Raw genomic sequence first — 17,498 nt, forward strand, 5'->3', positions numbered from 1 at the left:
GTTTCTGGTGGTGCAGGTTGGAGCGGGCGCTACAGCTCGGTGAGCCCGTCCAGGTCTGCGGGGGATTTGACGGCGTGCGTCGGCACCCCCCGAAGTTCACGTTTGGCGATCCCGGTGAGGGTCCCCGCGGGCGGGAACTCCACGAGCGCCGTGACACCCCGCTGGCGGAGCGTCTCGGTGCACAGGTCCCAGCGCACCGGCCGGGTCAGCTGTGCGACCAGCTGGTCCATCGCCGCGGCCGCCGACGGCAACGGCTGCCCGTCCAGGTTGGACAGCAGCATGGCAGTGGGTTCAGAGGTGGTCACCTTGGCGGCGGCGGCTGCGTAACCGTCCAGCGCCGGCGCCATGAACTGGGTGTGGAACGCACCGGCGGTGGCCAGCTTGCGGACCCGGGCCTTGGCCGGCGGGTCCTCGGCGAGCTTGTCCAGCGCGTCGATGCGGCCGGCGGCCACGATCTGGCCGGCGGCGTTGCGGTTGGCGGGGATCAGGTCGAGCTGCTCCAGGCGGGCCAGCACCTCGGCCTCGTCGCCGCCGAGCACTGCGGCCATCCCGGTCGGCTCGACCGCGCAGGCCTTGGCCATCTCGGCGCCGCGGGTGGCGGCCAGCATCACCGCGTCGTCGGCGCTGATGACACCGGCGATGGCGTAGGCGGCGATCTCACCGACCGAGTGGCCGGCGACCACGGTGTCGGCGCCGGCGAGCAGGCCGCGCTTGGTGAGCTCGCCGTGCGCGAGCAGGGTGGCCGCTACGACGAGCGGCTGGGTGACCGCCGTGTCGGTGATCTCCTCGGCCGTCGCGGTGGTGCCCAGTTGGACCAGGTCCAGGCCGCTGATCTGCGACCAGGCGGCCAGCTGGTCGCCGGCGCCGGGCAGTTCGAGCCACGGCGACAGCATGCCGGGGGTCTGCGATCCCTGTCCGGGAGCGAGCAACGCAATCACGTCTTTAAGAAAACATTGTGAGACGCGATTTGCAGGATGTCCTAGATTATGAACATTGTCTTAAGTTTTTGTGGAGTCCCTACAAAACTGCCATCCGATGCGACGTCTTCGATACCGGGCCGCGACAACCGGGGGACGGACGACTCCTTAAGTGACCCGAGTGGCGACGGTCCCCGACATGGTGTGCGTCACGTCCGTCTCGCTGAAGCTGGTGTGTTCCGCCTGATTCGCCAGCCGGCCCACGGTGGTGGCCACCCGCAGGACGTAGGCGTCCCGCGGTTGGGTGGCGTCGCGTCCGGTGAAGTCGGCGACCCGCTTGAGCCGGTAGCGGACGGTGTTTGGATGAACGAACAACTTGCGGGCGCACGCCTCGATCGCCCCGCCGCAGTCCAGGTAGGCGTCCAGGGTCTCGGTCAGGGCCGGTCCGGCGTCGGCCAGTGGCCGCATCACGTCGGAGTGCAGCGCCGCGATCGCCGACGCGTCGCCGGTCAGGGCCCGCTCGGGGAGTAGTTCGCGGGCCAGTACCGGTCGGGGCGCCCCGGGCCAGCCGACCACGGCGTTCATCCCGGAGATCGCCTCGCTGGCGCTGTGGTAGGCCGCCGTCAGCGTCGGCGCGGTCGGACCGATCACCACCGGGCCGTCGGAGAACGCCCCGAGCAGGTCGGCGAAGAACTTCTGGGTCGGCGACAGCGGCCCGGACACGATCGCGACCAGCCAGGTGCCGTGGATGTCGGTCAGCGCGGCGCGGCCGTGACCGGTGGCGATGTCGCGGACGTCCTGCGCGGCCTTCTCGCTGGCATAGGCGTCCTGGCCGGCCGGTGGGGTGCCGACGACGACGGTGGCCGGCGCGGTGGTGTCCCAGTTCAGCGCCGCGGCCCGGGACAGCAGTTCGGGCCCGGTGTCGCCGCGCACCACCGCGTCGACGACGCTGGCCTCCATCCGGGAGTCCCAGGTGCCGCGGGCCTCGGCGGCGTCGGCGTAGGCGGTGGCGGCGGTGAACGCCAGGTCCCGGCTGTATTTGAGGATGCCGACCGTCAGCGCCGTCGTCTGCTCCTCCGAACGGGCCAGCAGCGGCACCACCTCCTCGAAGAACTCCATCGTGACCCGCACCATGTCGACGGTGTGACGCAGCGCGATCCGCCGGGTCAGATCCTGCGGCACCAACTCGAACGCCTGCGCCGTGTGGCTGACGTTGCCGTGCGGGTTGTTCATCCACTCGGCGAAGTTGACGACGGCGGTCTGCACCACCAGGGCCACGCTGGCGCGCTGGGACGCCTCCAGGTCGGCGAAGAACGGCAGGCGTTCGCCGAGCACGTTCACCGCCTCGGTGGCCAACCGTCCCGAGTAGTGCTTCAGCCGCCGCAGCAGCGTCTCCGGCACCGCGCCCAGCAGATCCAGGGTGGATCGCGGCAGGGCGGGGCCAGCGGCGCTGTTGTCGACCATCCCTAAAACGTACGCCGAATGTCTGGATGCTCCCAACAAATCGTTAGGCGACACCCGGGTCGGAGGTTTGCTCCGGCGCCGCCATGACGTCGTCGATGCGGTACTTCGCCGCTGCCGCCACCGGTACCGACGGGTCGACGGCACCGTTCTGGGCCAGCGCCACCAGCACCGCCACCACCACCGATTCGGCGTCGGTGTTGAAGTACCGCCGGGCTGCCGGGCGGGTGTCGGAGAAGCCGAACCCGTCGGTGCCCAGCGTGACGTAGCGGCCCGGAATCCAGGGCCGGATCTGCTCGGGCACCGCGCGCATCCAGTCCGACACCGCGACCACCGGCCCGGTCGCCCCGGTCAGCGCCTGGGTCACGTACGGCACCGGGGCCGGCCGCTCCGGGTGGCGCAGCCGCTCGCGCTCGACGCTCACCCCGTCCCGGTTCAGCTCACCCCAGCTGGTCACCGACCAGACGTCGGCGGCGACGTCCCACTCGGCGGCCAGCAGGTCGGCGGCGCGCAGCGCCTCGGGCATCGCCACCCCGGACGCCAGGATCTGGGCGGTGTGCGTCCGCGCCTCGGCCGCCGCCTGGTAGCGGTAGATGCCGCGCAGCAGGCCGGTCGGGTCGAAGCCCTCCGGTTCGGCCGGCTGGGCGTAGGGCTCGTTGTAGATCGTGATGTAGAAGTAGACGTTCTCCGGGTTCTGGGCGAACATCCGGTGCAGGCCGCTGTCGATGATGTGGGCGACCTCGTAGGCGAATGCCGGGTCGTAGGCGACCACCGCCGGGTTGGTCGACGCCAGCAGCAGCGAATGGCCGTCGGCGTGCTGCAGGCCCTCACCGGTCAGCGTGGTGCGCCCGGCGGTGGCGCCGAGCACGAAGCCGCGGGCCATCTGGTCGGCCGCCGCCCACAGCCCGTCGCCGGTGCGTTGGAAGCCGAACATCGAGTAGAAGATGTACAGCGGGATCATCGGCACGTCGTGGGTGGCATACGACGTCCCGACCGCGGTGAAGCACGCCGTCGAGCCGGCCTCGTTGATCCCCTCGTGCAGGATGTGGCCGACTTCGCTCTCCTTGTAGGCCAGCATCAGGTCGGCGTCGACCGAGGTGTAGAGCTGCCCGTTGCGGTTGTAGATCTTCAGGCTGGGGAACCAGGAGTCCATCCCGAAGGTGCGCGCTTCGTCGGGGATGATCGGCACGATCCGTGGTCCGATGTTCTTGTCCCGCAACAGTTCTTTGAACACCCGCACGGTCGCCATGGTGGTGGCGACCTCCTGGGTGCCGGAGCCCTGCCGGACCGCCTTGTAGGCGTCGATGCCGGGCAGCGTCAGCGGCTGCGCCTGGGTGCGGCGCTGCGGCACGAACCCGCCGAGGGCCTGGCGCCGCTCGCGCAGGTAGCGGATCTCGGGGGCGTCGTCGCCGGGGTGGAAGTACGGCGGCAGGTAGGGGTTCTCCTCCAACTGGGCGTCGGTGATCGGGATCCGCATCTCGTCGCGGAAGTCCTTGAGGTCCTGCAGCCGGAACTTCTTCATCTGGTGGGTGGCGTTGCGGCCGGCGAAGTACGAGCCCAGGCTGTAGCCCTTGATGGTCTTGGCCAGGATCACCGTCGGCTGGCCCTTGTGCGCCAGCGCGGAGGCGTAGGCCGCGTGGATCTTGCGGTAGTCGTGCCCGCCGCGCTTGAGGTGCCAGATGTCGGCGTCGGACATGTCCTCGACGAGCGCCTTGGTCCGCGGGTCGCGGCCGAAGAAGTGCTGCCGCACGTAGCCGCCGTCGTTGGCCTTGTAGGTCTGGTAGTCGCCGTCGGGGGTGGCGTTCATCAGGTTGACCAGCGCGCCGTCCTTGTCGGCGTGCAGCAGGGCGTCCCACTCCCGGCCCCACACCACCTTGATGACGTTCCAGCCGGCGCCGCGGAAGAACGACTCCAGCTCCTGGATGATCTTGCCGTTGCCGCGCACCGGGCCGTCCAGGCGCTGCAGGTTGCAGTTGATGACGAACGTCAGGTTGTCCAGGCCCTCCAGTGCGGCGACGTGCAGCAGGCCCCGACTCTCCGGCTCGTCCATCTCGCCGTCGCCCAGGTAGGCCCACACGTGCTGGTCGGAGGTGTCCTTGATGCCGCGGTCATGCAGGTAGTGGTTGAACCGGGCCTGGTAGATGGCGTTCATCGGACCCAGCCCCATCGACACCGTCGGGAACTCCCAGAAGTCCGGCATCAGGTGCGGGTGCGGGTAGGACGGCAGTCCGCCGCCCGGGTGCGAGTGCTCCTGGCGGAAGCCGTCGAGCCGGTCCGCCGACAGGCGCCCCTCCAGGAAGGCCCGGGCGTAGATGCCGGGGGAAGCGTGCCCCTGGATGAACACCTGGTCGCCGCCGCCGGGGTGGTTCTTGCCCCGGAAGAAGTGGTTGAAGCCGACCTCGTAGAGCGACGCCGACGATGCGTAGGTCGAAATGTGGCCGCCCACACCGACTCCCGGTCGCTGGGCGCGGTGCACCATCACCGCTGCGTTCCAGCGGATCCAGGCCCGGTAGCGCCGCTCGGTCTCCTCGTCGCCGGGGAACCACGGCTCCAGTTCGGTGGGGATGGTGTTGACGTAGTCGGTCGAGGTCAGCGCCGGGATCGACACCCGCTGCTCACCGGCGCGCTCCAGCAGCCGCAGCATCAGGTAGCGGGCCCGCGCCGGGCCGGAGCGCGACACCAGTTCGTCGAACGACTCCAGCCATTCGCCGGTCTCGTCGGGGTCGATGTCGGGCAGGTAGGAGGCGACACCCTCACGGATCACCCGGACGCGGTCGGCTTCGCCTGTGCCGCTTGAGTTTTTGGTCAGATCCTGACCCGCGAACTCGATGGTCAACGCATTACTCCCTGGTTGGAGGAATCAGCGGTGTCGCCCGGCTTGTGGCTGAGCTGACACCGGACCGATCGATTCGCCGTCGGTCACCGTCTTTTCTACCGTGTGGCGTCGCCGGCGATGGTGGCGGAGGCTGCCGCCCAACCGCTTGGTGGGCTGGTCGGAAGGGGATTTCGGCCCACCGGGGTGACGGTGCCGGGTAAGCGGTAACGTCTGACATCGTGCTGACGGGATCGCCGACTGCGCCGCGTGAGCGGCTGCGTCGGCGCGTACGGATCACAGCCCAGGCGGCCGGGGTGGTCGCTGCGCTGGCGATCGGGGTCGTCGGCTGCACCAACATCGTCGGCGGCAACCCGGAGGCGGACTCGTCGGCGGCGCCGCTGTACCGCGCCTCGGTGTCGGCCTCGGAGGTGACGTCGAGCATCCGGGAGACCGAGCGTCAGCAGGCGATGACCACCCAGGCGGTGCGGGGTTCCTGTGGCAAGTTCGCTTCGGCCAGTGACGACGCCATCCAGACGGTGAACAAGTATGTGGCGGCCTTCAACAACGGCGGGGACATCGCCGGCACCGCCGGCCCGGCCGCCGACGCGCTCAACCACAGTGCCGACGTGACCGCGGAGGCCGTCAACGACAAGCTGTCATCGGAGCTTCGGGATGCGCTCAACGCCTACGTGGAGGCCGCGCGCACGCTGGCCACCGCGATTTCGGGCAAGGCGCCCATCTCGGTCTACAACGCCCGCAAGGACGAACTCAACAACGCCCGGGTGAAGGGGATGCAGCTGTGCAAGACGTTCTGAGCGTTCCGGGCGGCGGGAATCCCTTGCACCCGGTGGTTTTTCCATCTGCGACGTGCGGTGCTGTGCAACGATGATGCCCAGTACACGGCGCGCTGACGATCGAAGGAGGTTGCACGGTGGTCGCGGCGGATAGCGTCTCGAACTACGCCCGAAAGCTGGGTATCGAGAGCAAACAGGTTGTCCAGGAGTGGGGCTGGGACGACGACGCTGACGACGACATCCGCGGGGATGTCGAAGAGGCCTGCGGCAGTGAGCTGCTCGACGAGGACACCGACGAGGTCGTCGATGTGGTGCTGCTGTGGTGGCGCGACGGCGACGGTGACCTGGTGGACACGTTGATGGACGCGATCGCCTCGCTGGCCGACGACGGGGTGATCTGGGTGCTGACGCCCAAGACCGGCCGGGCCGGGCACGTCCAGCCCGCGGAGATCGCTGAGGCCGCGCCGACCGCCGGGCTGATGCCGACCTCGTCGGTGAATCTCGGTGACTGGAGCGCCAGCCGGCTGGTGCAGCCTAAATCCCGTGCGGGCAAGCGCTGATGCTGGCTGTCGGCACACCGGCACCCGATTTCACCCTGCGCGACCAGAACCAGCAGCCGGTCACCCTGAGCGGGTTTCGCGGCGACAAGGACGTCCTGCTGGTGTTCTTCCCGCTGGCATTCACCGGCATTTGTCAGGGCGAACTGGATCAGCTGCGTGACTCGCTGCCCAGCTACGACGAACACGCGGTGCTAGCGATCTCGGTCGGGCCGCCGCCGACCCACAAGATCTGGGCCGCCGAGAGCGGGTTCCTGTTCCCGGTGCTGTCGGATTTCTGGCCGCACGGCGCGATCAGCCAGGCCTACGGGGTGTTCAACGACGACACCGGCTTCTCCAACCGCGGCACGTTCGTCGTGGATAAGTCCGGGATCATCCGGTTCGCCGAGATGAAACAACCCGGCGAGGCCCGCGACCAGCAGCTGTGGCTGGACGCGCTGGCGGCGTTGACGGGGTAGTTCTTTCTGCGCGACCGTGCACAGTTCACCGGCGTTTCGCCAGGTGGTGCCGGAGAACTGTGCACGCTCGCGGTTTGGGAGCCGGGCATCCCGGCGGGTAACCTGCCCGAGGCAGGGGCGCGTAGCTCAGTGGTAGAGCTCTGGTTTTACACACCAGCGGTCGGCGGTTCGATACCGTCCGCGCCCACCAGGATCAGTGGGTGTGCGCGTGCCCAGCCTCTTCCAGGCCCACCTGGTGCACATGCGGGTGGCTGTGCACGGTCCCGTCGTCGTGGGTGTGTTCGTGGGCGTGCTCGACGTGGTCGTGCTCATGTGTGTCGTGCAGGTGCGTGTGCGTCAGGTCGCCGTGCGTGTGCTCGTGCGCATGTGGGGCGGTGTGGTCGTGTTCCTGCTCGTGGTTGTGGTGCGACATCGTCTCTCATCTCCTCGGTTCGATGCTTCGCTGCCCGTGGTCGGGTAGCGCTTGCGGGTGCAAGTTGTGGGCGGCGCGGTGGTGCGGCGGCACCCCGGGGCCGGCGTGTTCGGCGTTGAAAACGGCGTCGGTGACCAGCTGGCAGACGTGCTCGTTCTCCATGCTGTAGAAGATCGTGGTGCCCTCCCGGCGGGTGCGGACCAGTCGCGCCATCCGCAGTTTCGCCAGGTGCTGGGAGACCGACGCGGCCGGTTTGCCGATGTGATCGGCGAGCTCGTTGACCGACAGTTCGCTGCTGGTCAGCGCCCAGAGCACCTGCACCCGGGTGGCGTCGGCCAGCATCCGGAACACCTCGACGACCAGGGCGACCTGATCGTCGGGCAGCCGCTCGGCTTTACCGTTATCTGCATGCATACGCAGATAATAGATCGCTGGGGGTGCGCGCTGTCAACGCTGGATTCAGCGACGGCGCCCGTAGCGGTCGGCGAGCTTCTGCTCGACGGTCATCGGCGGGGGAGCGTCGTCGGCGCCGTCGGCGTCGCCTTGAGCCGCAGCGTGTTCCGCGCGGCGGACGCGGATCTCGGAGTACAGGAAATAGCCCAGGCAGATCGGCGCGATGATCCCGAACGCGATCCACTGGATGCCGTAGGACAGGAACGGCCCGGCGTCCAGGTGCGGCAGCGTGAGCACGCCCAGGCCGCCCGGCTGGTCAGCGATCAACTGCAGATAGGACCCGGTCAGCGGCACCCCGGTCAGCGCCGTGACCTGTCCGGTGTTGATCGAGTACACCTGCCGTATCCCGTTCTCGGTGAACGGATCCTTGCCCGGAATCTGCTGCTGGGGATCGCGCAGCCGGCCGGTCACCGTGACCGTGCCGGCCGGCGGCGCCGGGATCGGCGGCACCTTCGACGCCTCCAGTGGTCGCACGTAGCCACGATTGACCAGCACGGTCGGCCCGTGCTCGACGGCGAACGGCACCAGCACCTCGAACGCCGGGACGCCGTCGACCACCCGCAGCCGGACCAGCACCTGCGCGTCGGGCAGATAGTGGCCGGTCGCGGTCACCGGCCGCCACTGCGCGTCGGGTGCTGCCGAATCCTGGTGCGGCAGCAGCGAAGTCAGCGGCACCGGTTCGGCGTCCACCGCATTGGCGATCTGGGTGTTCTCCCGCGAGGTGCTGGTGTTCTTCCCCAGCTGCCACGGGGCCAGCACGGTGAAGCACAGGTAGGCGAAGGCCAGCACCGTCGCCGCCAGGGCCAGCCAGCCCGGGCGGAACAGGAAGGCCCACCGCCGCATCAGCCGAGCCGCTCGTCGACCCAGGCGTGCAGGCCTGGCAGCGCGGCGGAGATCACCGTGAACGACTCCTCGAAATCATCGAGTTCGCCGTAGTAGGGGTCGTCGACATCGGGCGGCACCGCACCCGAGCGCGGGTCGAAGGACCGCAGCATCCGGATCCGCTCGGCGGGCGCACCCAGCCCCGTCAGCAACCGGACGTGGTTGCGGGCCAGTGCAACCACCAGGTCGGCGTCGGCGTGCTCGTCGCCGAACTGCGCGGCGCGGTGCTCGGTGGGGTAACCATGTGCGGCCAGCACCCGGTTGGTGCGCTCATCGGCGCCCTTGCCGATGTGCCAGCCGGCGGTGCCGGCGCTGGTCACCCGCACGACGTCGCTCAGGCCGCGCTGCGCGATCTGGTGGGCGAACATCTTCTCGGCCATCGGGGAGCGGCAGATGTTGCCGGTGCAGACGAACGTGACGTGCAGGGCGGACTCAGACACCGAGCACCGCCCGCAGTTCGGCGACATCGGCGACCCGCGCCGCCGCGTCGCCGAGGTGATCGTCGCGGCCGTAGCCCCAGCCGACCACCACCGTGTCGATGCCGTGCACCGCGGCGCCGTCGACGTCGTCGACGCGGTCGCCGACCATCAGGACCCGTTCCGGCAGCGGCGCCAACTGGGTCAACGCGTGGGAGAGCACGTCGGCTTTCGCCGAGCGCGTCCCATCGACAGTGGCGCCGGCGATCACTTCGAACCGGTCGTCGAGGTCGAAGTGAGCCAGGATGCGCCGCGCGGTCGGTTCGGCCTTGGACGTCGCCACCGCCAGCCGGACCCCGGCTGCGCGCAGATCATCGAGCAGCGGTGCGATCCCGTCGAACAGGCCGTTCATCGCCCAGCCGCGACTGGTGTAGTCGGCCCGGTAGGCGGCCATCGCCGCGTCGGCCTGCGCACCCAGGCCCAGCCCGGTCAGCGTGCGGAGCATGGGCGGCCCGACGATCCGGGACACCAGATCCCCATCCGGTACCGCGGCGCCGACCTGTGCTAGCGCATGGCGGAAACTGGCGACGATGCCCGGTGCGGAGTCGGTCAGTGTGCCGTCCAGGTCGAAGATCACCAACTGCGGCCGGGTGCCGGAGAGTGTGCGGGTCACCGGTCCATTGTCCCTGGGTCGGCAGACGTGGCAATGGGCGGGATTGCGGTGCGAGCCTGCGATACATTCGTCGGGCCAGACGGCGTCGGACGAAGCGAGCGAGAGGTGGGGCACGGGTGAGCGCACGGCTCGCGGATGTCATCGACGTGCTGGACGCGGCCTACCCGCCGGGGCTGGCGCAATCGTGGGACTCGGTCGGGCTGGTCTGCGGCGACCCCGACGACGTGCTGGAGTCGGTGACGGTCGCCGTCGACGCCACCGCCGCGGTGGTCGATCACGTGCCCGATAACGGTCTGCTGCTGGCGCACCACCCGCTGCTGCTGCGCGGGGTGGACACGGTGGCCGCGAACACCGCCAAGGGCGCACTGATCCACCGGCTGATCCGCACCGGCCGGTCGCTGTTCACCGCGCACACCAACGCCGACTCCGCCGATCCGGGTGTCTCCGATGCGCTGGCTGAGGCGATCGGGCTGACCGTCGAGGCGGTCCTGGACCCGGCGAGCGGCGCACCGGACACGGACAAGTGGGTGATCTATGTGCCCGGTGGTAGTGCCGAGGCGGTGCGGGCCGCGGTGTTCGCCGCCGGCGCCGGGGTGATCGGCGACTACACGCAGTGCAGTTGGAGCGCAACCGGTGTCGGGCAGTTCCTGCCCGGTGACGGGGCGTCCCCGACGATCGGCCGGGTCGGTGCCGTCGAGCAGGTCGACGAGGACCGGGTCGAGGTGGTGGCCCCGGCCCGATTACGCGGACCGGTGCTGGCGGCGCTGCGATCTGCGCACCCCTACGAGGAACCGGCGTTCGACGTCTTCGCCCTGCAGCCGCTGCCGGCCGGCGTCGGACTCGGCCGGATCGGCATGCTGGGCAAGCCGGAACCGTTGCGCGACTTCGTCACCCGGGTCGGCGCCGGCCTGCCGGCCACCAGTTGGGGGATCCGTGCCACCGGGGACCCGGACCTGACGGTATCCCGGGTGGCGGTGTGCGGCGGTGCCGGAGATTCGCTGCTGGCCACCGCGGCGGCCGCCGGGGTGCAGGCCTACGTCACCGCCGACCTGCGCCACCATCCGGCCGACGAACACGCCCGCCGCTCACCGATGGCACTGGTGGACGTCGCGCACTGGGCCAGTGAATACCCGTGGTGCGCCCAGGCCGCGGATGTGCTGCGGTCGGCATTCGGTGCTGCGCTGCCGGTCAACGTCAGCGCGGTTCGCACCGATCCGTGGAATCTTGCTGCAGGAGCGAAGGGGAACGACGATGAAAGCTGATGTGTGGCAGCAGCATTCGCTGCTCAAATTGGTGGACCTGGATGCCGAGCTGACCCGGCTCGCGCACCGGTCGACGCACCTTCCCGAGCAGCAGGACTACGAACGCATCGAGGTCGACCAGGTCGCCGCCGGAGATCGGCTGGCCGCGTTGCAGATCGCCCTGGAGGACCTGGATGCGCAGGTGGCCCGGCTGGAAGCGGAGATCGACGCGGTCCGCCAGCGTGAGGAGCGCGACCGCGGCCTGCTCGATTCCGGCATCACCAACTCCAAGCAGGTCGCCGACCTGCAGCACGAGCTGGAGACGCTGGAGCGCCGGCAGGCCAGCCTGGAGGACTCACAGCTGGAGCTGATGGAACAGCGCGAACGGCTGCAGGCCGATTGCGACGCGGAGTCGGCGGTCGTCGATGGGCTGCAGAACGACCTGAGCGCGGCGCGGCAGGCCCGTGACGGTGCGCTGGCCGACATCGAGAACACCCGCGGGGAGCGGTCGACGCGCCGCGACGAACTCGCGGCGAGCATCGACGCCGAGTTGCTGGCGCTTTACGAGCGGCAGCGGGCGCAGGGCGGCGTCGGGGCGGGGCAGCTTCGCGGGACCCAGTGCGGGGCCTGCCGGATCGAGATCGACCGGGGGCAGATGGCCCGGATCTCGGCGGCACCCGCCGACGACGTGCTGCGCTGCCCGGAGTGCAACGCGATCCTGCTGCGGGTCAAGGACTCCGCGTGAAAGTTCTGATCGAAGCCGACGGCGGCTCGCGGGGCAACCCCGGTCCGGCGGGCTACGGATCGGTGGTGTGGTCCGCGGATCGTTCGACGGTGCTGGCCGAGAGCAAGTCGGCGATCGGACACACCACCAACAACGTCGCCGAATACCGCGGGTTGATCGCCGGCCTGCAGGAGGCGGCGGGGCTGGGCGCCACCGACGTCGCGGTGTTCATGGACTCCAAACTGGTGGTCGAGCAGATGGCCGGGCGGTGGAAGGTCAAGCATCCGGTGCTGGCCGAACTGCACGCCGAGGCCCGCGCGCTGGCCGCCGGATTCGGCCACATCCGGTACAGCTGGATTCCCCGGGAGAAGAACTCGCACGCCGACCGGCTCGCCAACGAGGCGATGGACGCGGCCGCGGGGGTGGACGTGCCGGAACCGAAGCCGCCCGCGCCGAAACGCGACGACACCGCCGCGACCGCACCGGGCTGGACCGGCGCGCTGGGCAAACCGACCCGGCTGCTGCTGCTCCGGCACGGTCAGACCGAGCTGTCGGTGCAGCGCCGATACTCCGGACGCGGCAACCCCGAACTCACCGAACTCGGTGCGCGCCAAGCCGATTCGGCGGCACGGTATCTGGGGCAACGCGGCGGCATCACGGCGGTGGTTTCCTCGCCACTGCAGCGCTGCCGTGCCACTGCGAGTGCGGCCGCCGACGCGCTGGGGCTGACCGTCACGATCGATGACGACCTGATCGAGACCGACTTCGGGGCGTGGGAGGGCCTGACATTCACCGAGGCCGCCGAGCGGGACCCGGAACTGCACACCCGCTGGTTGCGCGATACCGCCACCGAGCCCCCGGGCGGCGAGAGCTTCGATGCGGTGGCGCACCGGGTCCGCCGGGCCCGCAACCGGATCATCGCCGAGCACGGCGGGGCCACCGTCCTGATCGTGTCGCACGTGACCCCGATCAAAACCCTGCTGCGACTGGCACTGGATGCCGGGCCGGGCCTGCTCTACCGGCTGCACCTGGACCTGGCGTCGTTGAGCATCGCCGAGTTCTATCCCGACGGCGCGGCGTCGGTGCGCCTGGTCAACCAGACCAGCTACCTATCCTGACGCCGAGTGAGTCGGAAATGGACGTCATTGCGCGCATTTGTCGACCACAACCTGCACAGTCGGTGGATAGTCACGCGGCGTCGTGGAAGATCAGCCCGAGCGTGTAGCGCTCACCGGACCGCACGACCGAAACCCCGTGCCGCACCGGCGCCGTCGACCAGCCGCGGGCCGAGCGCACCGGCCGGTCCCGGGTGGTGAACACGTAACCGTGGCCCTGCGGCAACTGGGTGACGGTGCCGCGGGACTGCGCCCGGGGCCGTTGCTCGACGAGCAGGAACTCACCGCCGGTGTAGTCCGTCTGCGGATCGCTGAGGTTGATCACCACCTGCAGCGGAAACACCAAGTCGCCGTAGAGATCTCGATGCAGGGCGTTCCAGTCGCCGGGGCCGTAGCGCAGCATCAGCGCAGTGGACTTCGTCTGGCCGGCGCGATGGCAGGCGTCCAGCCACTCGTCGAAATCGTCCGGCCAGGGGGCATCGCGGCCCAGCTTTTCCGCCCAGTCCCGGGCGATCGGGAGCAGTCGCGGGTACAGCGCCTGCTTGAGCGCGTCGATCGGTTCCGGGTTGGGCGCGGCGAAATACCGGTACTGCCCGGAGCCGTACCGGTGCCGGCTCATATCGACGGTGCTGCGGAACTTCGCGTCGTCGGGATAGCACCGGCGCAGCCGGGTCATCTCGGTGTCGGTAAGCAACCGCGGCAGCACCGCCCCGCCGTCGGCGTCGAGGTGCGCGGTGATGGCGGTCCAGTCACCGGCATCCACCCGCTTGGCCCAGCGTGTCGTCATCGCGGGCACGCTTTCCTGGTCGGCATCGGCGACAGTGTCAGACTCAGGACCGCAGCGGTCGTCCGTGCTGGTCACGCACCGAGCCGGTGAAGATCATGATGGCGTCGACCAGCGCCCAGATACCGAGGGCCATCCAGACCAGGAACCCGATGTAGATGACCGCGAGAAGTAAACCGACGAACCAGGTCACCAACTGGGCGATGGCGATCGGATACGACCCCAGATAGAACCGTCCGGCGCCGAAGCCGCCCAGGAACAACTGCAGCAGGCCGGCGACGACCTTGGATTTGTCGGACAGTGGCTGGCCCGTCATCGGGTCCCGACCGTAGGGGGCTGTCGGGTCGGCGGCCGCGGGTGTGCCATAGAACGGTTGACTCGGGTAGCCGTAGGTGGGCGGATGGTTCGCAGCGGGGGGATAGGGCCCCGCTGCCGGGTAACCCGCACCCGGCGGGAAGCCGGGCTGATACTGCCCGGACGCCGGGTAGGGCATGCCCTGCGGATAGGCGTCCGGCGGTCTGGGAATATTGCCTGGATACTCGGTCACGCTGGCAGTATGGCACCGCTGGCAGACAGCTGCGGCTAACAGGTACGGTGATCAGCGCGAACGAGTTGGCCGGGCGGCCGCGGCACTTGCGTGTCGAGGAAAGTCCGGACTTCACAGAGCAGGGTGATTGCTAACGGCAATCCGAGGTGACTCGCGGGACAGTGCCACAGAAAACAAACCGCCACCGCTCGCGGTGGTAAGGGTGAAACGGTGCGGTAAGAGCGCACCAGCGTTCCGGGTGACCGAAACGGCTTGGTAAACCCCACCCGAAGCAAGGTCAAGAAGACCGCATTCGTGCGGTCGCGCAGGCGTTCGAGGGTTGCTCGCCCGAGTCTGCGGGTAGACCGCTCGAGGTACCCGGCGACGGTGTGCCCAGATGGATGGTCGCCGCCGTGCTCGCAAGGGCGCGGGACAGAATCCGGCTTACAGGCCAACTCGTTCGCCCGGGAACCCGGCGGCGCGCACCGCGGCGTCCAGGTCATCCAGCGTGCCGTCGAGTTGGGCGCGGCACCGGCCGGCCAGGTCGTCCTCACGCTGGTACAGCAGCCCGTAGGTGAAGGTGTCCTCGCCGGCGGCGCGGGCGGTATCGGCCTCGGCGAGCAGGTGCGCCCGGCTGACCACACTGTCCTGGTGCTCACCGAGCAGTGTCTGAATCCGTTTCGCCTGCTCGGCGATGGGGGCGGCGTCGGCCGCGTCGGCGGTGTAGCGGAGGCGCTTGGCGGCTTTGCGGACCCGGTGCAGTGCCTCGTCGGCGCCGGTGGCGTCGGCCCGGGTGGTGGCCTTCGTCGCCTTGCACATCCGCCGGTAGGCCGCGGCGATCCCCTCGGAAGCCGGTGTGGCGGTGTCATCGATCGACTGCTGTGCGACCAGAGTGCTCAGGCGTTCGACCAGATTCCGGTAGCGCGGTGAGTCCAGCACCGTCAGGGCCTGCGCCCAACCGGCCCGATAGCGCTGCTCGGCACCTGTCACCAGCCGGTCGGCGACCGGGCCGCGCACCAGTTGCGGGGCCAGCTGATCCAGTGCGTGGCGGTAGCGCTGCGCCAGCACCTCGGCGTCCCGGGCGATGCCGAGTACCCCGGCCAGCCAGCGCAGTTCCGCGCCCAACTCGGTGTCGATATTCGGCGACGTCGGTAGCAGGCTGCGGATCCGCCGGAGCGCCACCCGCATCTGATGCACCGAGTCATCGGCATCGGCCCGCACCGCATCGGCGCGCGCCGCCAGCTGTCCGGCCTGGTCGCCGATCGCACGATGGATCGAGCCAGGGGAGGGCTGCGCGTGCGTTCGTGCACTGGCTGGCGCACTGGAATCGGTCACCACACCAGGTTGACACGGCGGTGGCGGCAGTGGTGCTCAAGCTGACAACCCGGTTCCCGCCAGGATCTGATGGATACCCCACAGGGTATGTATAGTAGTGGCTGATGCCGCGTTGAATCCTGAAAGGAATCGCTCGATGACTATTGATGATTCGCCCGTTGGGGTGCCGCACATGCCTCGGATCGGGGACCCTGCACCGGCTTTCACTGCGGTGACGACCCAGGGTGAGATCAACTTCCCCGCCGACTACGCCGGCCGCTGGGTGATCCTGTTCTCGCATCCGGCCGACTTCACCCCGGTGTGCACCAGTGAGTTCATGACATTCGCCTCGATGCAGGATCAATTCGCCCGGTACAACACCGATCTGGTCGGCCTGTCGGTCGACGGCCTCTACAGTCACATCGCCTGGTTGCGCACCATCAAGGAGAAGATCACCTACCGCGGGATGTCGGACGTCGAGGTGACGTTCCCGCTCATCGAGGACATCGGCATGGGAGTCGCCACCCAGTACGGGATGATCATGCCGGGTGAGGACTCGACCAAGGCCGTCAGAGCCGTGTTCGTGATCGACCCCAGGGGCGTCATCCGCACGATCATCTACTACCCGCTGAGCCTGGGCCGCAATTTCGACGAACTGTTGCGCGTGGTCAAGGGACTGCAGACGGCCGATCATTTCGACGTCGCGACACCCGCGGACTGGCGCCCGGGTGATCCGGTGATCGTTCCGACCGCGGGCTCATGCGGGGTTGCGAAAGACCGGATGGCGGAGCCGGCCGAATCGATGCAGTGCGAGGACTGGTTCTTCTGCACCAAGGAAATCCGGGCGGATGAAGTCGAAGCGGCGATTCGGCGGAGCTAGGGTCGCGCGATCGCGGTAACGCGATCAGAAGCAGTGCGCCTCGGCAGGGAACGTCCCCGACGCTACCTCCGAGGCGTACTGCGTTGCGGCGCGGCGCAATTCACCGCCGACGTCGCCGAACCGCTTCACGAACCGGGCGGTCTTGCCGCTGGTGTAGCCGGCCATGTCCTGCCAGACCAGCACCTGGCCGTCGCAGTTGGGACCGGCCCCGATCCCGACGGTGGGCACGGTCAGCTTGCCGGTGATCTGGGTGGCCAACTCGGCGGGCACCATCTCCATCACCACCGCGAATGCGCCCGCTTCGGCGACCGCGATCGCATCGTGAACGGTCTGCTCGGCGGCGTCGCCGCGGCCCTGCACCCGGAACCCGCCCAGGGTGTTGACGCTCTGCGGGGTGAAGCCGATGTGGGCCATCACCGGGATGCCGGACGCCGACAGCAGCGCGATCTGATCGGCGACCCGCTCACCGCCCTCCAGCTTCACCGCGTGCACGCCGCCCTCCTTCATGAACCGGGTGGCGGTGGCCAGGGCGGCCGTCGGCCCACCCTCATAGGAGCCGAACGGCAGGTCCGCGACCACCAGTGCGTGCGGAGCGCCCCGCACCACCCCGCGCACCAGTGGAATCAGCTCGTCGATGGTGATCGGCACCGTGCTGTCGTAGCCGTAGACGACATTGGCGGCGGAATCGCCGACCAGTAGCACTGGAATCCCGGCGTCGTCGAAGATCCGGGCGGTCGAGTAGTCGTAGGCGGTGAGCATCGCCCACTTGCGGCCCTCGGCCTTCATCTGCTGCAGGTGGTGGATCCGGGTCTGCGGTGCCGCAGGGGCGGGTGCGGATTTCGGGTCGGGCGTGGCGCCATAAACGTGCTCAGACATCGTTGTCCCTAGAGTTCGTCGGGTAGATCCTCGAGGCCCTGGTCGGGTCCCCGGGTCGTCTGACATCAGCCAGTCTGCCACCTGCGGCGGCCCGGCTGAATCGCAAGGCGAGTGGATTTCCTCACATCCGCAGCTCAGCCGGTCGCCACGCGGTGACCGGACCGGCATCCGGGCGTCGGGGCCTGTGCATGGCAGCATGT

18 protein-coding genes, 1 tRNA gene, 1 other RNA gene and 1 pseudogene are annotated in these 17,498 nt (G+C 69.1%); 9 read left to right on the plus strand and 12 right to left on the minus strand.

Translation table 11 applies throughout. From position 1 onward, the window contains the following. Window positions 1-29: 29 nt before the first annotated feature. The 3 genes from KIH27_RS08275 to aceE all read right to left on the minus strand — a co-directional run bounded on the left by KIH27_RS08275 (window position 30) and on the right by aceE (window position 5,214). Window positions 30-938: an ACP S-malonyltransferase gene (locus tag KIH27_RS08275; RefSeq protein ID WP_214092457.1), complete on the minus strand. Its 909-nt coding sequence runs from the start codon at window positions 936-938 to the stop codon at window positions 30-32. 147 nt (window positions 939-1,085) lie between these two features. Beyond that, window positions 1,086-2,381, minus strand: a complete 1,296-nt coding sequence (locus tag KIH27_RS08280; protein WP_214092458.1) for a PucR family transcriptional regulator — start codon at window positions 2,379-2,381, stop codon at window positions 1,086-1,088. 43 nt (window positions 2,382-2,424) lie between these two features. Then, a complete protein-coding gene (gene aceE / locus KIH27_RS08285; RefSeq protein ID WP_214092459.1) occupies window positions 2,425-5,214 on the minus strand; it encodes a pyruvate dehydrogenase (acetyl-transferring), homodimeric type in 2,790 nt (929 codons plus the stop codon). A 218-nt stretch (window positions 5,215-5,432) separates the two neighbouring features. Between aceE and KIH27_RS08290 the strand changes: the two genes are divergently transcribed. The 4 genes from KIH27_RS08290 to KIH27_RS08305 all read left to right on the plus strand — a co-directional run bounded on the left by KIH27_RS08290 (window position 5,433) and on the right by KIH27_RS08305 (window position 7,192). Further along, window positions 5,433-6,008: an Rv2240c family protein gene (locus KIH27_RS08290; RefSeq protein ID WP_307856814.1), complete on the plus strand. Its 576-nt coding sequence runs from the start codon at window positions 5,433-5,435 to the stop codon at window positions 6,006-6,008. A 116-nt stretch (window positions 6,009-6,124) separates the two neighbouring features. Further along, window positions 6,125-6,547: a DUF3052 domain-containing protein gene (locus KIH27_RS08295; protein ID WP_214092460.1), complete on the plus strand. Its 423-nt coding sequence runs from the start codon at window positions 6,125-6,127 to the stop codon at window positions 6,545-6,547. Further along, the gene (locus tag KIH27_RS08300) at window positions 6,547-7,002 is read left to right on the plus strand and encodes a peroxiredoxin (protein ID WP_214092461.1); all 456 of its coding nucleotides are present in this window, start codon (window positions 6,547-6,549) and stop codon (window positions 7,000-7,002) included. Before KIH27_RS08295 ends, KIH27_RS08300 begins: the two co-directional genes overlap by 1 nt. A 115-nt stretch (window positions 7,003-7,117) precedes the next feature. Continuing rightward, window positions 7,118-7,192: transfer RNA gene (locus KIH27_RS08305), tRNA-Val, on the plus strand. A 3-nt stretch (window positions 7,193-7,195) separates the two neighbouring features. Here KIH27_RS08305 and KIH27_RS08310 read toward each other — a convergent pair. Genes KIH27_RS08310 through KIH27_RS08330 form a run of 5 tightly spaced genes read right to left on the minus strand, consistent with a single transcriptional unit; the run spans window position 7,196 to window position 9,838 of the window. Continuing rightward, window positions 7,196-7,414, minus strand: a complete 219-nt coding sequence (locus KIH27_RS08310; RefSeq protein WP_214092462.1) for a zinc transporter Slc39a7 — start codon at window positions 7,412-7,414, stop codon at window positions 7,196-7,198. 6 nt (window positions 7,415-7,420) lie between these two features. Continuing rightward, window positions 7,421-7,828, minus strand: a complete 408-nt coding sequence (locus KIH27_RS08315; RefSeq protein WP_214092463.1) for an ArsR/SmtB family transcription factor — start codon at window positions 7,826-7,828, stop codon at window positions 7,421-7,423. Window positions 7,829-7,873: 45 nt separating this feature from the next. Continuing rightward, window positions 7,874-8,710, minus strand: a complete 837-nt coding sequence (locus KIH27_RS08320; protein WP_214092464.1) for an SURF1 family cytochrome oxidase biogenesis protein — start codon at window positions 8,708-8,710, stop codon at window positions 7,874-7,876. Beyond that, window positions 8,710-9,189 (minus strand): low molecular weight protein-tyrosine-phosphatase, encoded by a 480-nt coding sequence (locus KIH27_RS08325; RefSeq protein ID WP_307856815.1) that lies wholly within the window; start codon window positions 9,187-9,189, stop codon window positions 8,710-8,712. Before KIH27_RS08325 ends, KIH27_RS08320 begins: the two co-directional genes overlap by 1 nt. Then, entirely contained in the window at window positions 9,182-9,838 is a 657-nt protein-coding gene (locus tag KIH27_RS08330) for an HAD-IA family hydrolase (RefSeq protein WP_214092466.1), read from the minus strand. Before KIH27_RS08330 ends, KIH27_RS08325 begins: the two co-directional genes overlap by 8 nt. 116 nt (window positions 9,839-9,954) lie before the next feature. On the opposite strand from KIH27_RS08330, the gene KIH27_RS08335 reads away from it, so the two are divergent. The 3 genes from KIH27_RS08335 to KIH27_RS08345 are packed head-to-tail and all read left to right on the plus strand — an operon-like array spanning window position 9,955 to window position 12,921. Then, complete coding sequence (locus KIH27_RS08335; RefSeq protein ID WP_214092467.1) at window positions 9,955-11,100, plus strand: Nif3-like dinuclear metal center hexameric protein; 1,146 nt, start codon at window positions 9,955-9,957, stop codon at window positions 11,098-11,100. Next, window positions 11,090-11,824, plus strand: coding sequence for a zinc ribbon domain-containing protein (locus KIH27_RS08340; protein WP_214092468.1), 735 nt, complete (start codon window positions 11,090-11,092; stop codon window positions 11,822-11,824). The genes KIH27_RS08335 and KIH27_RS08340 overlap by 11 nt, the downstream gene beginning before the upstream one ends. Then, on the plus strand, window positions 11,821-12,921 hold the full coding sequence (locus KIH27_RS08345) for a bifunctional RNase H/acid phosphatase (protein WP_214092469.1): 1,101 nt from the start codon (window positions 11,821-11,823) through the stop codon (window positions 12,919-12,921). The genes KIH27_RS08340 and KIH27_RS08345 overlap by 4 nt, the downstream gene beginning before the upstream one ends. Window positions 12,922-12,991: 70 nt before the next feature. On the opposite strand, the gene KIH27_RS08350 is transcribed toward KIH27_RS08345, so the two are convergent. Together KIH27_RS08350 and KIH27_RS08355 are read right to left on the minus strand one after the other, a co-directional pair. Beyond that, window positions 12,992-13,705, minus strand: coding sequence for a 2OG-Fe(II) oxygenase (locus tag KIH27_RS08350; RefSeq protein WP_214092470.1), 714 nt, complete (start codon window positions 13,703-13,705; stop codon window positions 12,992-12,994). Window positions 13,706-13,748: 43 nt separating this feature from the next. Then, the gene (locus KIH27_RS08355) at window positions 13,749-14,249 is read right to left on the minus strand and encodes a TM2 domain-containing protein (RefSeq protein WP_307856816.1); all 501 of its coding nucleotides are present in this window, start codon (window positions 14,247-14,249) and stop codon (window positions 13,749-13,751) included. 61 nt (window positions 14,250-14,310) lie between these two features. Here KIH27_RS08355 and rnpB point away from each other — a divergent pair. Then, an RNA gene (rnpB, locus tag KIH27_RS08360) (RNase P RNA component class A) lies at window positions 14,311-14,691 on the plus strand. Window positions 14,692-14,909: 218 nt separating this feature from the next. On the opposite strand, the pseudogene KIH27_RS08365 reads toward rnpB, so the two are convergent. Continuing rightward, a pseudogene (locus tag KIH27_RS08365) lies at window positions 14,910-15,566 on the minus strand (CHAD domain-containing protein); the annotation flags it as partial. 133 nt (window positions 15,567-15,699) lie between these two features. On the opposite strand from KIH27_RS08365, the gene KIH27_RS08370 reads away from it, so the two are divergent. After that, window positions 15,700-16,422 (plus strand): peroxiredoxin, encoded by a 723-nt coding sequence (locus tag KIH27_RS08370; protein ID WP_214092471.1) that lies wholly within the window; start codon window positions 15,700-15,702, stop codon window positions 16,420-16,422. Between the two features lie 24 nt (window positions 16,423-16,446). On the opposite strand, the gene panB is transcribed toward KIH27_RS08370, so the two are convergent. After that, window positions 16,447-17,298 (minus strand): 3-methyl-2-oxobutanoate hydroxymethyltransferase, encoded by an 852-nt coding sequence (gene panB / locus KIH27_RS08375; RefSeq protein WP_214092472.1) that lies wholly within the window; start codon window positions 17,296-17,298, stop codon window positions 16,447-16,449. Window positions 17,299-17,498 lie beyond the last annotated feature (200 nt).

Origin of the sequence: Mycolicibacter acidiphilus, assembly GCF_018455725.1 — a bacterium.
Classification (GTDB): Bacteria; Actinomycetota; Actinomycetes; order Mycobacteriales; family Mycobacteriaceae; genus Mycobacterium; species Mycobacterium acidiphilum.